The following is a 14,852-nucleotide window of genomic DNA, read 5'->3' on the forward strand; positions in this document are numbered from 1 at the left end:
CGCCGGCATGGGCGGCGAGGCGTAGAAGGGCGAGGTGAACGAAATGAGCACTACAGGGGGCATGGGCAAAGAGCGGGGCTATACAGGCCTCATCATTGCGCTGGTCATTGCGTTCGGTTTCACGGGTGTCGACTTCGCCATGCTTACCTTGCGTGGCCGCGAAGATACACAGGCGACGGGTCTCACCACCCAGATCCAGGTGTTGTCGCAGCAGACGGCAAAGCTTGCCCTAGAAGCCGCGGACGGTAACGTCGATTCCTTCAAGGAACTCGAAACAAACCGCAACACCATCGATGCTGCCATCCAGCGCCTCAACAAGGGCGATGAGAAGGGCGGCATGAAGCCTTATGCCGACAACAACGCGACGCCGGCCGGTCGCGCCGTCGGCGCCCTGACCAATGCCTGGGGCCAGCTCGACGCCGACATCGGCAAGATCCTGTCCAACAAGGCGCTGGTGGTGGACTCCTCGCAGCGCGCCGCCACCCTGGGCCGCGAACTGCCGGTGCTGAACTCCAGCATGGAGCAGGTGGTGAACATCCTGCAGCAGCGCGGCGGTAGCGCAGAGCAGACCTACACCTCCGCCCGCCAGATGCTGCTGGCCGACCGTATGATCCGCCGAGTGCAGGAAGTGCTGCAGGGTGGCGACGCCTCGCAGCCCGCCGCCGACGGCCTGGCCCGCGACGGCCAGCTGTACGGCTCGGTGCTCAAGGGTCTGCTGGAAGGCAACACCGAAGTGGGCGTGCGCTCGATGGGCGACGCCAACGCACGCAAGATCCTCACCGACATGCAGGGCCAGTGGGACAACCTGCAGGACCCGGTCGGCAAGCTGGTCGGCGCGGCAGGCAACCTCAGCGACGTGAAGCGCGCCGGCAACCAGGCCTCGCTCGATTCCCAGAACGTGCTGCTGCGTGCCAACGAGCTGGCTGACCAGATCGGCAAGCTGCCGACCCGCCGCCTGTTCCCGAACCTGTGGTGGGGCGTGCTCGGCGCCATCGGCGCGGCGGCCTTCCTGGCCGTGCTTATCGTGCAGCTGGTCTCCGACCAACGCCGCCGCTTCCAGGAGTCGACCGAACTCAACCAGCGTAACCAGGAGGCCATCATGCGCCTGCTGGACGAAATGGGTTCGCTCGCCGAAGGTGACCTGACCGTCAAGACCACCGTGACCGAAGACATCACGGGCGCCATCGCCGACTCGGTGAACTACGCCATCGACGAGCTGCGCACCCTGGTGACGACGATCAACGAAACCTCCGAGCAGGTGTCCTCCTCGGCCCAGGAAACGCAGACCACCGCGCGCCACCTGGCCGAATCGGCGCAGAACCAGGCGCAGCGCATCAGCACGGCGACCACCGCGATCAACCAGATCGCCAGCCTGATGGATACGGTGTCCAAGGATTCGGCCGAGTCGGCCGACGTGGCCGAGCGCTCGGTGAAAATCGCTTCGCGCGGCGCCGAAGTGGTGCGCGAAACGATCTCGGGCATGGACTCGATCCGCGACCAGATCCAGGAAACCTCCAAGCGTATTAAGCGCCTGGGTGAGTCGTCGCAGGAAATCGGCTCGATCGTGGAACTGATCAACGACATTGCCGAGCAGACCAACATCCTCGCCTTGAACGCCGCCATCCAGGCCGCGTCGGCCGGTGAAGCGGGTCGCGGTTTCGCGGTGGTGGCGGACGAAGTGCAGCGCCTCGCCGAACGTTCGGCGAGCGCGACGAAGCGAATCGAAACGCTGGTGCAGACCATTCAGTCCGATACCAACGAAGCGGTGAACTCGATGGAACAGACCACCGCCGAAGTGGTGGCTGGTGCCCGACTCGCGGAGGACGCGGGTAGCGCACTGGGCGATATCGAGCGCGTGTCGCATGACTTGTCGGCGCTGATTCAGAACATCTCCACCCAGGCGCGCCAACAGTCCACCGCGGCATCGGACATCTCGGTTTCCATGAACGCAATTCAGGAAATCACTTCGCAGACCTCGCAGGGCGCAAGCCAGACGGCCGATTCGATCGGTTACCTGGCCCAGCTGGCGAGTGACCTGCGGCGCTCGGTGGCGCACTTTAAGCTGCCGGGTTGACACAAAACGTTTTTCACGGGGGGCAACCTCGCGGTTGCGTGACAAACCGTTACGTGATCGGTGAGAGGGGCGCATGAGACTTCAAGACCATATCGATTTCACCACCCTGCAGTGGGTCAAGCCCGAGCTCGATGAGACGCTCGCCGTGGCCCGCGAGGCGTTGGAGTCCTACGTCGACAACCCGGGCAACCGGGATGCGATGCGCTCCTGTGCGGACAGCCTGCACCAGGTGCACGGCACGCTGCGCATGGTCGAGCTATACGGCGCCGCCATGGTCACCGAGGAGATGGAAACACTCGCCATCTCGCTGCTCGAAGACCATGTGGCGAACCGTGAGGAAGCCTACGCCGCGCTGATGCGTGGCCTGATGCAGCTGCCCGATTACCTGGAGCGCCTGTCCGGCGGTCATCGTGACGTGCCGGTGGTGCTGCTGCCGCTGCTCAACGATCTGCGTTCCAGCCGCGGCCAGCAGGCGCTGCACGAATCGGCGCTGTTCACGCCCAATCTCGAATTCCCGCTGCCGGCGCAGGCGCCGACGCCGCCGGCGGAATTGCTGGTGGAGCGTCAACGCAGCGAAGTCACCGCGCTGCGCCTGCGCTTCCAGCAGCAGCTGCTGTCGTGGTTCCGCGGCCAGGGTAACGACCAGCAGCTGGGCGGCATGATCCAGACGCTGGACGCCATCACCGCGCGCTGCCACACCATCCCGGGCCGTCGCCTGTGGTGGATTGCGGCCGGCGTGCTGGAAGGCGTGCAGCAGGGTGCACTCAAGGCCCAGGCCGGCGAAGTGCGCCAGTTGATCGGCAAGGTCGACCGCAGTATTCGCCAGCTGGTGGAACACGGCGAAGCGAACCTGCGCGGCGGCGACGCCGATGAGCTCGCACGCAAGCTGCTGTACGTGGTTGGGCAAGTCCGTCAGGGCAGCCCGCGCATGGAACTGCTGCGCCAGACTTATTCGCTGGACGCATTGCTGCCCGAAGCAAGCGAGATCGAACACGCCCGCGGTTCGATGGCAGGCCACAACCGCGCGTTGCTGGACTCCGTCGCCAAGGCGCTCAAGGACGACCTGCTGCGGGTCAAGGAAGCGCTCGACCTGTTCCTGCGCCAGACCGACGCCGATCCGGGTCAGCTGTCCAGCCAGACCGAAGTGCTCGAACGCGTGGGCGACACCCTGGGCATGCTTGCCTTGGGCGTGCCGCGTCGCGTGGTCAATGAACAGCGTCGCGTGCTGGAAGAAATCGCCAGCCGCGTGCGCGCACCGGACGAAGAGCTGCTGCTCGACGTCGCCGGCGCGCTGCTCTACGTGGAAGCTTCGCTCGACGATCACATCGAAAGCCTCGGCGCCGACGGCGAAACCGCCGCCGAAATGCCGACCGCCATGCTGCCGCGCAGCGAAGCGCGCCACATCCTCGCCACGCTGATGCACGAGGCCACCGCCAACACCGGCAAGGTGAAGGACGCCATCGTCGCCTATGTCGAATCGGGCTGGCAGGCGACGCAGCTGGCCGACGTCGGCGCGCTGATGGACGAAGTCGCCGGTGCGATGCGCATGCTGTCCGCGCCGCGTCCGGCCGAACTGGCCGAAGGTATTGGCCGCTTCGTCGGCAACGAACTGCTCGCCGACCGCCGTGTGCCCAGCACCGCGCAGATGGATCACCTCGCCGACGCACTCGCCGCCCTCGAGTACTACCTCGAAGCCGCGCGCGAACATCGTGGCGGTCTGGAACACATTCTCGATGTCGCCGAGCACAGCCTCAGCAGCCTCGGTTACTGGCCGCCGCCGGCCGTCCGTGCGCCGTCGGAAGACGAGCTGGACGAGCCGCCGGCAGACGTCGCACGCGCCGCGGACGCCGCACTTGCCGCCACGCTCGCCAACCAGCCGGAACTTTCCGAAAGCGTCAGCCTGGGTCACGGTGAAGACCTGTCGGGTCTGATCGTGGGTCACAGCGAGACGCCCGAGCCGGTGCCGCAGGAGATCACCGGCCTGCGCCTGGCCGATACCGTGCACGTCACGCCGCAGGAACCGGTACAGACCAGCGAAGACGACTGGATCGAAATCGAAGAAGAAATCGTCGAGGAAGTGACGGTTTCCGGCTACGCCGCGGTCGAAGCGGGCTTCCAGTCGAGCACCGCCGGCATCGACGACGACATCCGCGACATCTTCCTGGAAGAAATGCAGGAAGAGATCGACAACCTGCATGCCGCGCGCAAGACCTGGCTGGCCGATCCGCAACAGCTGGACTCGCTCACCTCGATCCGTCGCTCCTTCCACACGCTCAAGGGTTCGGGCCGCCTGGTCGGCGCCACCATGCTCGGCGAGTTCGCGTGGAAAGTGGAAAACATGCTCAACCGCGTGCTGGATCAGTCGATCCCGCCGAGCCAGGGCGTGCAGGAAGTGGTCAGCGCCGCCATCGACGCCTTGCCGCAACTGCGTACCGCGCTGACGGGCGATGGCCTGGTCACGGCCCCGCTCACGGCCATCATGGAAATTTCCGAGCGTCTGTCGGCCGGTCAGGTCGATGCCCGCCTGGCCGACATTGCTCCCGTCAGTGGCACCGAGACGGTGCGACGCGTGGTGCGCCGTCGCGTGCCGCGTGTGGACACCTCCGCCGAAGCCATTCCGGCGTCCAGCCTGGCCGGGATCGAAAGCTCGCCGGCCGAGCCGGTGGCGCCTGTGCATGACTTCATCGCCGCGCCGGTGATGCCGCCGATCGATCCGGTGTTGCTGGAAATCCTGCGCAGCGAAGTGGCGCAGTACCTGGCCACCATCCGCACCGCGATCAACCGCGTCGACGGCGAACTGCGCGTGGAGGACAGCCTGTTGCGCGCCGTCCACACGCTGCATGGCGCCATCGCGATGGTCGACATCCCGGTGCTGACGCAGCTGTTGTCGCCGCTGGAAAGCCTGCTCAAGCGCCTGCGCGCCGCGGGCCTGCCGCTGTCGCCGGAAGGCGTGATGCTGCTGAGCCAGAGCGCCGATGCAGTCGATCACGTCATGGGTCAGTTCGACGTGCCGTCGCCACAGCTGCCGGATCTGGACAATCTGATCCATCGCCTGACGGAGCTGCGCGACAGCCAGCCCGAGCCGCAAGTGGCGCACGTGCTGTTCGAAACCCCTGCCGATGTTTCGGACGATGCACCGCTGCACGCCGCCGAAGCCTCGCACGAAGCAACTTTCGGTGCCTCGCTGGACGAAGCGCTGTCCGACGCCTCGCAGCCGGTCGAGCATATCGAGCTGGCCTCGCCGCCGGCCGTATCCGAGACCGACAAGTACACCGACGAACTGCTCGCCGCCTTGGGCGAGTTCGATCTCGATGCCCACTTGCCGACGGGCGAGCCAAGCTCGCATCACGTAACGACCCACGTGCCGGCGATCGACGAAGACGACTTCAGCAAGGCCTATGCCGACCTGCTCGACGACGCCGAGACGCTGGAAATCGGTCCGGTGGCCGACGAGGCCGAGGCATCGGTCGAACACGTCGCTGTGCCGGAAGCTGAGCTCGAGGAGACGGCGCCGTCCGTCGAGATCGAGTCGACCGAGCCGGAACTCGAGCAGCTTGCCGAGCCGGTGATCGAACACATCGAGCCGGTCGAGGAAATCGTCACGCTCGAGGAAACGCCAATCGAAGAGATCGTGCTGGAAGCGCCGGTGCTCGATGCGCCGGAACTGCCGAGCGAAGAAGAGGCCTTGGTCGAAGCCGCGGCGGCCCCCGAAGCGGAGGTCGAAGCGACGCCGACGCAGGCTGCGCCGGAAGAAGAATTCGACGAGAACGCACTGCTGCCCAGCCAGATCGATCCGGACCTGCTGGAAATCTTCATCGAGGAAGCACGCGAGATTCTCGATCACTCCGACGGCGTGCTGGCCTTGTGGCGCGCCGAGCCGAGTGCGATCGAACATCTGGGCGAGATCCTGCGCGACCTGCACACGCTCAAGGGCGGTGCGCGCATTGCCGGCATGGTGCCGGTGGGCGATCTCACGCACGCCATCGAAACCGCGCTGGAACGGCCGATCCACGCCGAATCGGCGCATATCGGCGAGCTGATTGCCGCGCTGGAAGTGGGCTTCGACAAGCTCCACGGTCTGGTGCAACTGGTCTCGCAAGGCCGCGCGGTGGCCTACCCGAAGGCTCTCATCGACCGTTTCCTGGCGATGTCCGGCGAAGGCGAGGCGGCGGTGCCCGCCGAGGCGCCGGAAGCTCCCAACGTGGTGCCGTTCCCGGCTCGCCCGGTGGTGTTGTCCGAGCCGCTGCCCGAACTCTTGCCGGAGCTGTTGCCGGAAGATCGCGACGACGCACCGAGCACGCCGCAGGAACAGATCCGCGTCCGCGCCGAACTGCTCGATACGCTGGTGAACCATGCCGGCGAGGTGGCGATCTACCGCTCGCGCCTCGAGCAGCAGGTCGCCGGTTACCGCTTCAACCTGGTCGAACTGGACCAGACCGTGCAGCGTCTGCGCAGCCAGCTGCGCATGATGGAAATCGAAACGGAAGCGCAGATCATCGCGCGCTTCCAGCGCGAGCATCGCGAAGCCGGCATCTCGGTATTCGATCCGCTCGAGCTCGATCGTTTCTCCCAGCTGCAGCAGTACTCGCGTGCGCTGGCCGAGTCGGTATCCGACCTTGTGTCCATCCAGGGCATGCTGGACGAACTGACCCGCCAGGCCGAAACGTTGCTGATCCAGCAGTCGCGCGTGAGCTCGGAGCTGCAGGAAGGCCTGTTGCGCACGCGCATGCTGCCGTTCGACACGATGGTGCCGAACCTGCGCCGCACGCTGCGCCAGGCCGCGCAGGAAGAAGGCAAGGGCGCCCAGCTGTACGTGGAAGGCGCCCACGGCGAAATGGATCGCAACCTGCTCGACCGCATCAAGGCGCCGTTCGAACACATGCTGCGTAACGCTGTGGCGCACGGCATCGAATCGCCCAAGGATCGTCGCAAGGCAGGCAAGCCGGAAGAAGGCGCCGTGCGCATCCGCGTGGCGCGCGAAGCCACCGAGGTGGTGGTGCGCGTGACCGACGATGGCCGCGGTCTGGATCGCGACGCCATCCGCAAGCGCGGCATCGAGCGTGGCCTGATCCGCAACGACACGCGCCTGAGCGACGATCAGGTGCTTGCCCTCATCACCCAGCCTGGCTTCTCCACCGCCAGCAGCGTGACCCAGCTGGCCGGTCGCGGCGTGGGCATGGACGTGGTGGCGAACGAAATCAAGCAGCTCGGCGGTGCGCTGTCGATCGAATCGAAGGAAGGCCAGGGCACGACCTTCGTGCTGCGACTGCCCTTCACGCTCGCGGTCACCCAGGCCATCCTGGTTCGCATCGGCGAATCCAACTACGCCATCCCGATGACCTCGGTGCAGGGCGTGGCGCGCATCAGCCCGGCGGAACTGGCCGAGCGCATGGCCGAGCCGGAGCCGACCTTCCTGTACGGTGGCGAGAGCTTCGACATCCATCACCTGTCCGAATTGCTGGGCGCGGTGACCACGCATGTGGGCGACGACGAGCAGATCCCGTTGCTGCTGACCCGAGCAGGCGACCTGCGTGCCGCGATCCGCATCGATGCCGTGATCGGCTCGCGCGAAATCGTGGTGAAGTCGGTTGGCCCGCAGATCAGCTCGGTGCCGGGCATCCTCGGCGCGACCATCATGGGTGACGGCTCGGTGCTGATCATTCTTGATCTCGCCCCGCTGGTCCGCCACGGCATCTCCCGCCGCCTGCAGCGCCTGGACGAAGGCCTCACCGCGGTGGCAACGCCGGTGGTGGAGGAACAGCGCGTGCGCCCGCTGGTGATGGTGGTCGACGATTCCATCACCATGCGCAAGGTCACCGGCCGCGTGCTGGAACGCCACGAGTACGAAGTGGCCACGGCGAAGGACGGCGTGGACGCACTCGAGAAGCTGCATGAGCGCGTGCCCGACCTGATGCTGCTGGATATCGAAATGCCGCGCATGGACGGCTACGAGCTGGCCACGCAGATGAAGTCCGATCCGCGACTGCGCGATGTGCCGATCATCATGATCACCTCGCGTACCGGCGATAAGCATCGCCAGCGCGCGTTCGACATCGGCGTCGACCGCTACCTCGGCAAGCCTTATCAGGAAGCCGAGTTGCTGGCGCAGATTGGCGAAGTGCTCGAACAGCGCATCACGGAGTCGCTCAATGGCTGAAACGGCGACGGCGGTGGCCTTGTTGTTCGATGACGTGGAACTCGGCGGTCAGCTGCGTGAAGCGTTGCGCAAACGCGGGGCGAGGATCGTGCACGAAGGGGCGCTGTCCACCCTCGACAAGCAGATGCTCGCGAGCACCGGCGCCGAAGTGCTGGTGGTGAACCTGGATGAAGACGCCGACGAGGATCTGGACCGTCTCTACGACGTGATCGACGGCGACCGTCCTCGCGTGGTGTTCAACGATGCCGCCGCCAGTCGCTCGCTCAACGGCTGGGACCGTGCCCGTTGGGCGCGCCACCTCGCCGTGAAGGTGATGGCGCAGGGCGATCTCGATCCGCCGCGTCCTCAGGATGCGCAGGCCGTGCCTGAAGTGGCCGAGCCGGCGTTCGCGGAAAGCGTCGAGGTTCCGGCGGTCGTCGTGGCGGAGGAGCCGCTGCCCAGTTTCGCCGCCGCACTGGAACCGGTCGCGCTGGCCGAGATCACCCCAGCCGAGATCACGCCGCAGGCAGTGGAAGCCACCGAAGAGCAGTCCGAATCGCTGGCTGCCGAGTTGGAGGCCTTCATCGCCGCCGATGAGCCGGCCTTGGTGGAAGCGGAGGCGGGTTCGGAGCTGTCGTTCCATGCCGCCGACGAACCGCTGCACCTGGACGATTTCGCTGCGCTCAAGGATGTGCCGTTCGAAGCGGAAGACGAATTCGGTTCGGGCCTGAAGTTCTCAGCCGACGAACCGCTGCCGGAACTGCATGACGGCAACTTCGGCGCGCTCGAAGGCGAAGTGGTCGCCGACCACGATTTTGGCTCGGGGCTGAAATTCAGCGGCGACGCCGAACTGCCACCGCTGCATGACGGCAGCTTTGGCCTGGATACGCTGACGACCCAGGGCCATGCACCGATCGATGCGCCGGCACAGGATGCCGCTGCCCGCCACATGCCCTCGTTCCAGCTTGACCATCTAGCCCTGGCGCCGCTCGACGAATCGTTCATGGCGTCGGTCGCGGCGGCGGAGAGCCAGAACAAATCGCCCGCATCCTTGCTGGGCGCGGCTTCGGCCTGGGCTCTGCTCGACGAAGGCGAGGCGCCCGCGCCTGCGGCGTCTGCACCGGCGCCAGCCAAGGCCGCCCATTTCGGCGTCGAAAAACTCAGCGCCGCGGATTTCCTGGCGCCGGAAGGCGGCGAAGAAACCGCATCCATCATCGAGCCGGGCATGACACTGGAACTGGTGTCGATCGAAGAAGCGCTGGCGCCGAAGGAATACGACGGCGGCAATGAAATGCTGCTGGACGATCTGGATTCCGCGATTGGCCGCCTGCTCGTGCTGGGCGCCGCCGCGGACAGTCTCGAGGCGGTGTGCTCGTTCCTGTCGATGCTGCCCGGCGACCTGCGCGCGGCCGTGCTGCATGTCCAGCATCTGGGCGGCAAATCCGTCGAGGCACTATCCGATACGCTGACCCGCTATAGCGAAATGCCGGTGCGCGTTGCCGCGCAGGGCGTGCGTGCCCGCGTCGGCGAGGTGCTGGTGGTGCCCGATGGGCAGCAGGCACGCATACATCGCGATGGTCGCGTGGAACTGCAGTCGCTGGACAACAGCGACGTGCGCAGCTCGCCGATCGATGCCAGCTTCACGCTCGCAGCCAACGTGTTTGGTCGCAATGCGCAGGCCATCGTGTTCGCGGGCCAGGCCAACGATGCACTCGGCGGCTGCCAGGCGATCCACGATCGTGGTGGCCAGGTGTGGATCGAGTCGTCTGACGGCCAGTTTGCCGATATGGTGCACGGCATCGAAGCCGAGCGCCTGCACAGTTATTCGGGCACGCCTGCGGAACTCGCGGCGCGCCTGGTGGAAGAGATGTCGATGGAGGGCCGGCGATGAGCGATTTGCCACTACCGCGTGAAATTCGTTGCGTCCTGGTGCCGGTCGGCAACCTGCGCTTGCTGTTGCCCAATGCCACCGTGGCCGAAGTGATCACGATGCCCACGCCCGAAGCGGTGGAAGGGGCGCCCGCGTGGTTGCTCGGCCGCATCGCCTGGCGCGGCTGGCGCGTGCCGCTGGTCTCGTTCAACACGCTGGCGGGAGCCGGCGAGGGCGACAGCGAACAGTCCTACCGCGTCGCCGTGCTGAAGGCGCTGGGCGGCCATCCGGATCTGCCCTTCATTGCCGTGGTGACCCAGGGCTTCCCGCGCCTGACCACGCTCAATGCGGAGCTGATCATCCCGACCCACGACGGCGCGCCGCTGCCGCCAGGCGTGCGGGCACAGGTGCTGGTGCGCGACGACATTGCCGTGATCCCGGATCTGGAAGGCATGGAGGCGGAGCTGCTCGAATTGCTCGAGCCGGCCAGCTGAAGCGTCCCCAATGATCTTGTGAGTCCCGAAGACACGCCCTGCATGGGCGTGTCTTCGTTTCTGCGCTTACACGTCGCCGTGCAGGGCCTGCAATGCCGCCAGCGCGGCGAGGCCGGCGGTCTCCGTGCGCAGGATGCGCGGCCCCAGCCGCAGCCCTTCGAAGCCCGCCTCGGTCAATGCAGCCGTATCGCGGTTGCCAAGTCCGCCTTCCGGGCCGACCACCAGCAGGCCGCCGGCCGGCGTGAAACGCAGTTGTCCCGGGCGCCGGCTACCCTCGGGCAACAGGGCCAGGCGTAGCGCTCCATCCTGCGGAAGCTCGCGCAGCCAGTGTTCCAGCGGGATGGCTGGCAGCACCGTAGGCAGGCGGGCACGGCCGCTCTGCTCACAGGCGCTGGCGACGACGGCCTGCCAATGCGCCAGGCGTTTGCCGGCGCGGGCCGGATCGAGCTTCACTTCCGAGCGTTCGGTCAGCAACGGCACGATGTGCGTCACCCCAAGTTCGGTCGCCTTCTGCACGATCAGATCCATCTTTTCGCCCCGGGCCACGCCCTGGGCCAGGGTCAGCGGGAGCGGCGACTCATTGCCGACCGGCTGGGCCGCTTCCACGCGGACGATGACATCGCGCTTGCCGACGGCCTGGATCACTGCGGGGTAGTCCACGCCATCGCCGTTGAAGAGGGTGATGGGCGAGCCGGCCGTCAGGCGCAGCACGCGAGCCACGTGCTCGCCCGCCTGGGCCGGCAGACCCAGTTCCAGGCCCACGGCAAGCGGCAGTTCGACATGTATGCGGATCGTGCGCATGAGACGTTAGGGAAGGGAGGAAACGTAAAGCATAGCGGACACCGTCTTATGCGCCTTGCGCCCGACTACCTGAATGCACGGGAGATGCCGCGCCAGGGACATTTGCCTGCCGGCTGGAGCCGGCGCAGCATGTAGGTCATCCCTCATTCCCCGGAGGTGGATCATGGTCAGCAAATCCCTACTCGTACTAGCCATGGCGCTGGGTACGACCCCGCTCGCGATGGCGCAGACCTCGGCGGTCGCGGGTGCCACGGTGCAGACGAGCCAGCAAGGCATGGCTGACCAGTCTGCGTCCAAGAAGCCCCCGCAACCGGGCGACCGCAACTGCATCCAGAGCACTGGCAGCCTGATTCCTGCCAAGCCGGGTACCTGTCTGCCGGTGGCCGGCCGCAGCTACAGCTACCAGGACATCCGCAACACCGGTCAGCCTACGCTGGGTCCGGCATTGCAGCAGCTGGATCCGAGCATCACGGTGACCGGCGGTCACTAAGCCACGGCACGCTCGATGCCTGCCACGGCGGTATCGACGAGATGATCGATCTCGTCGGTACTGACCACGTAAGGCGGCATGAAATAGATGATGTCGCCCAGCGGGCGCAGCAGCGCTTCGTGCTCGAGTCCATGCAGGTAGACGCGCAGCCCGCGCCGTTCCGAAGAGGGGAACGGCGTGCGTTTGGCTTTGTCCGCCACCAATTCCACGGCGGCGATCATGCCGGTCTGGCGCACGTCGGCCACGTTCGGGTGCTCGCGTAGCGGGGCCAGGCGCTTGCTCAAGTGCGCTGCCAGCACGCGGTTTCGTTCCAGCACCGGTTCGTCGTCGAAGATCCTCAACGTTTCCAGCGCCACGCGGCAGGCCAGCGGATTGCCGGTGTAGCTGTGCGAGTGAAGAAATGCCTTGCCTGCGCTGTACTCGGCGTAGAACGCCTCGTACACCTTGGTGGTCGTCAGCACCGCGGACAACGGCAGGAATCCGCCGGTAAGTCCCTTGGAAAGGCACATGAAGTCCGGCGACACGCTGGCCTGTTCGCACGCGAACAGCGTGCCCGTGCGACCGAAGCCCACGGCAATTTCATCGGCGATGAAATGCACGTCGTATTCGTCGCACAGGCGACGCAATCCCGCGAGATAGTCCGGGTGATACATGCGCATGCCACCGGCGCATTGCACCAGCGGTTCCACGATGACCGCACACACTTCGTGCGCGTGCTGCTCCAGCAGCTGACGCAGTTCGTCGAGACGACGTTTGGCGACGTCGCCGGGACTCTCGCCTGGCAACGCCTCATACGTATCGGCCGACGGGGCGAGAATGGGCGTGAGCAGCAAGGGCGCGTACGTCTTGCGATAGAGCGCCACGTCGCTGACGGACAACGCACCCAGCGTCTCGCCGTGATAGCTGCCGGTCAAGGCGATGAAACGCGTCTTTTCGCCGTGCCCCTGGTTGAGCCAGTAGTGGAAGCTCATCTTCAGCGCCACTTCGATGGCGGCCGAACCATTGTCGGCATAGAACACGCGATCCAGGCCCGGCGGCGTCACGCGCACCAGGGCTTCGGCGAGCGCGACGGCGGGCTCGTGCGTGAATCCAGCAAAAATCACATGCTCCAGGGTCTTGGCCTGATCAGCCAGGGCCGCTGCCAGGCGCGGATTGGCGTGGCCGAACAGGTTGGTCCACCACGAGCTGATGCCATCGAGGTATCGCCGGCCACTCGTATCGATCAGCCAGGCGCCCTCGCCGCGGGCGATGGGCACCATCGGCACCGTCTGGTGATCGTGCATCTGCGTGCAGGGATGCCATAGCAGGCTCAGGTCCCGACGCACCAGCGCGTCGGCAGCGGGGAGAGTGTTCATCCGGCTATGATCGGCGTTTCGAGCGTGCCTGCTCAAGTCTTGCGTCCACCAGGGAGCCGATTTGAAGGTCTGGCGTACTGCACTCACGGGCCTGTTGGCCTTATTGATCGCCGCTTTTGCGCTGCTGTGGTTCCTGCCGGCACGCTGGGCCATGCCCTGGCTGGATGCCCGCCTGAACGGCGTGCGCCTGCAGCAGGTCAGCGGCCTGCTATGGGACGGCAAGGCGGGCAAGGTGCTGTCGGCGCGGGGCGAGAACCTGGGCACGCTGCAATGGCAGTTGTCGCGCGCTGTACTGCTGGGCGACAACCGCCTGCATGTGGAACTGCATGGTCCCCGTGTCGATGTCGTGGGCACGATGACCGGCAGCCGCGCCACCGAGGCCACCTGGACGGACGTCCAAATGCGCATCGATCTCGACGTACTAGGCGGCGGTCCTTTGGTATTGGGAGGGTTGCCGCGAGGCACGCTGCGGGTTGCCGCGGGCAGCATCGAATTGCGTGGCGGCTGGCCCTGGTCAATGGATACGCAGGTGGAGTGGCGGGATGCTGTGTTGAGCATGCCGCGCCAGGGAGATCTACGCCTGGGCAGTGTGCATGCCGAGCTGCGCGCAGCGAATGGCGTTATCGACGGCCCCGTGCAGGACGACGGCCATGGTCCGCTGCGCGTCGATGGCCATTTGCAATTGAGCCCTCTGGCGCGTCGCTTCGACGCCGTCGCGGCGCCGCGCGGCAGCCATCCCACGCTACAGCGCTGGCTGGCCGGTTTTGGCGCGGTCGATGCCGATGGCGTCACGCACATCCATTACAGTGGCGGTCTTGCCGCCGCCATCCATGGGGAACAACGATGAGCGAACTGGATCTGCCCAAGGCGCTCGCCGCCGCACGCGAAGCCGCCGAGGCAGCCGCGCTGGTGCTTCGGCACTACTGGCGCAAGGGCGTGGCAGTGGAACTCAAGAGCGACGACACGCCGGTCACCGTGGCCGATCGCGAAGCGGAACTGGCGATACGCGAGATCCTGCAGAAAGCGCTGCCGCATGCCTCCATCTACGGCGAGGAATTCGGCCGCGACGACCACAGCTCCGAGCTGCTGTGGCTGGTCGATCCGCTGGATGGCACCAAGAGCTTCGTGCGTCGAACGCCATTTTTCTCCACCCAGATCGCACTCATGCATCGCGGCGAGCTGGTGCTGGGCGTATCCAGCGCGCCTGTCTACGGCGAGGTCATGTGGGCCAGCGCAGGCGGCGGCAGCTGGTTCGACGGCGAGCGCGTGCAGGTGGCCCCGACCCAGGCGATGGCGCAGGCATCGCTTTCCACCGGCAACATCAAGACGCTGACCAGAGATGCACGCTGGCAAGCGCTGGGCGCCATGATCGCCGACAGCAATCGCATCCGCGGCTATGGTGATTTCTGCCACTACCACCTGCTGGCGCGAGGGGGACTGGATCTGGTCATCGAGTCCGATGTGAACATTCTCGACGTGGCCGCGCTCGCCGTCATCGTGCGCGAAGCAGGCGGCGTGTTTACCGATATCCACGGCCACGCGCTCTCGCTCGACACGACGAGCGTGCTTGCCGGTACGCCGGCAATTCATGCCCAGGCGCTCTCCCGTCTTGCACTCCCGCACTGAGGAACG

9 protein-coding genes are annotated in these 14,852 nt (G+C 66.1%); 7 read left to right on the forward strand and 2 right to left on the reverse strand.

Annotated features, from left to right (window positions below):
* Positions 1-43: 43 nt before the first annotated feature.
* From AC1DE1_RS08335 to AC1DE1_RS08350, 4 genes are all read left to right on the forward strand, one after another.
* Complete coding sequence (locus AC1DE1_RS08335; RefSeq protein WP_441602515.1) at positions 44-2,074, forward strand: methyl-accepting chemotaxis protein; 2,031 nt, start codon at positions 44-46, stop codon at positions 2,072-2,074.
* Between the two features lie 73 nt (positions 2,075-2,147).
* Positions 2,148-8,231, forward strand: coding sequence for an Hpt domain-containing protein (locus AC1DE1_RS08340; protein WP_477175351.1), 6,084 nt, complete (start codon positions 2,148-2,150; stop codon positions 8,229-8,231).
* Positions 8,224-10,101 (forward strand): chemotaxis protein CheB, encoded by a 1,878-nt coding sequence (locus AC1DE1_RS08345; RefSeq protein WP_477175352.1) that lies wholly within the window; start codon positions 8,224-8,226, stop codon positions 10,099-10,101. The genes AC1DE1_RS08340 and AC1DE1_RS08345 overlap by 8 nt, the downstream gene beginning before the upstream one ends.
* Positions 10,098-10,574 carry a chemotaxis protein CheW gene (locus tag AC1DE1_RS08350; RefSeq protein WP_441602518.1) on the forward strand — a complete coding sequence of 159 codons (477 nt, stop codon included), beginning with the start codon at positions 10,098-10,100 and terminating at the stop codon, positions 10,572-10,574. Before AC1DE1_RS08345 ends, AC1DE1_RS08350 begins: the two co-directional genes overlap by 4 nt.
* 66 nt (positions 10,575-10,640) lie before the next feature.
* Here AC1DE1_RS08350 and AC1DE1_RS08355 read toward each other — a convergent pair whose 3' ends face one another.
* Positions 10,641-11,375 (reverse strand): 16S rRNA (uracil(1498)-N(3))-methyltransferase, encoded by a 735-nt coding sequence (locus AC1DE1_RS08355; protein WP_477175353.1) that lies wholly within the window; start codon positions 11,373-11,375, stop codon positions 10,641-10,643.
* A 163-nt stretch (positions 11,376-11,538) separates the two neighbouring features.
* On the opposite strand from AC1DE1_RS08355, the gene AC1DE1_RS08360 reads away from it, so the two are divergent.
* Positions 11,539-11,865 carry a hypothetical protein gene (locus tag AC1DE1_RS08360; protein WP_441602520.1) on the forward strand — a complete coding sequence of 109 codons (327 nt, stop codon included), beginning with the start codon at positions 11,539-11,541 and terminating at the stop codon, positions 11,863-11,865.
* On the opposite strand, the gene AC1DE1_RS08365 is transcribed toward AC1DE1_RS08360, so the two are convergent.
* A complete protein-coding gene (locus AC1DE1_RS08365; protein ID WP_477175354.1) occupies positions 11,862-13,220 on the reverse strand; it encodes an adenosylmethionine--8-amino-7-oxononanoate transaminase in 1,359 nt (452 codons plus the stop codon). The genes AC1DE1_RS08360 and AC1DE1_RS08365 overlap by 4 nt on opposite strands.
* Before the next feature lie 61 nt (positions 13,221-13,281).
* Between AC1DE1_RS08365 and gspN the strand changes: the two genes are divergently transcribed.
* Together gspN and AC1DE1_RS08375 are read left to right on the forward strand one after the other, a co-directional pair.
* Positions 13,282-14,067, forward strand: coding sequence for a type II secretion system protein N (gene gspN, locus AC1DE1_RS08370; protein ID WP_441602522.1), 786 nt, complete (start codon positions 13,282-13,284; stop codon positions 14,065-14,067).
* A complete protein-coding gene (locus AC1DE1_RS08375; RefSeq protein ID WP_477175355.1) occupies positions 14,064-14,846 on the forward strand; it encodes an inositol monophosphatase family protein in 783 nt (260 codons plus the stop codon). Before gspN ends, AC1DE1_RS08375 begins: the two co-directional genes overlap by 4 nt.
* Positions 14,847-14,852 lie beyond the last annotated feature (6 nt).

The organism is Dyella sp. 05T440 (assembly GCF_056395965.1).

Bases quoted from the DNA above. Each gene is read 5' to 3' on its own strand.
- AC1DE1_RS08335 (WP_441602515.1), top strand. From the start codon at position 44: ATGAGCACTACAGGGGGCATGGGCAAAGAGCGGGGCTATACAGGCCTC.
- AC1DE1_RS08340 (WP_477175351.1), top strand. From the start codon at position 2,148: ATGAGACTTCAAGACCATATCGATTTCACCACCCTGCAGTGGGTCAAG.
- AC1DE1_RS08345 (WP_477175352.1), top strand. From the start codon at position 8,224: ATGGCTGAAACGGCGACGGCGGTGGCCTTGTTGTTCGATGACGTGGAA.
- AC1DE1_RS08350 (WP_441602518.1), top strand. From the start codon at position 10,098: ATGAGCGATTTGCCACTACCGCGTGAAATTCGTTGCGTCCTGGTGCCG.
- AC1DE1_RS08355 (WP_477175353.1), bottom strand. From the start codon at position 11,375: ATGCGCACGATCCGCATACATGTCGAACTGCCGCTTGCCGTGGGCCTG.
- AC1DE1_RS08360 (WP_441602520.1), top strand. From the start codon at position 11,539: ATGGTCAGCAAATCCCTACTCGTACTAGCCATGGCGCTGGGTACGACC.
- AC1DE1_RS08365 (WP_477175354.1), bottom strand. From the start codon at position 13,220: ATGAACACTCTCCCCGCTGCCGACGCGCTGGTGCGTCGGGACCTGAGC.
- AC1DE1_RS08375 (WP_477175355.1), top strand. From the start codon at position 14,064: ATGAGCGAACTGGATCTGCCCAAGGCGCTCGCCGCCGCACGCGAAGCC.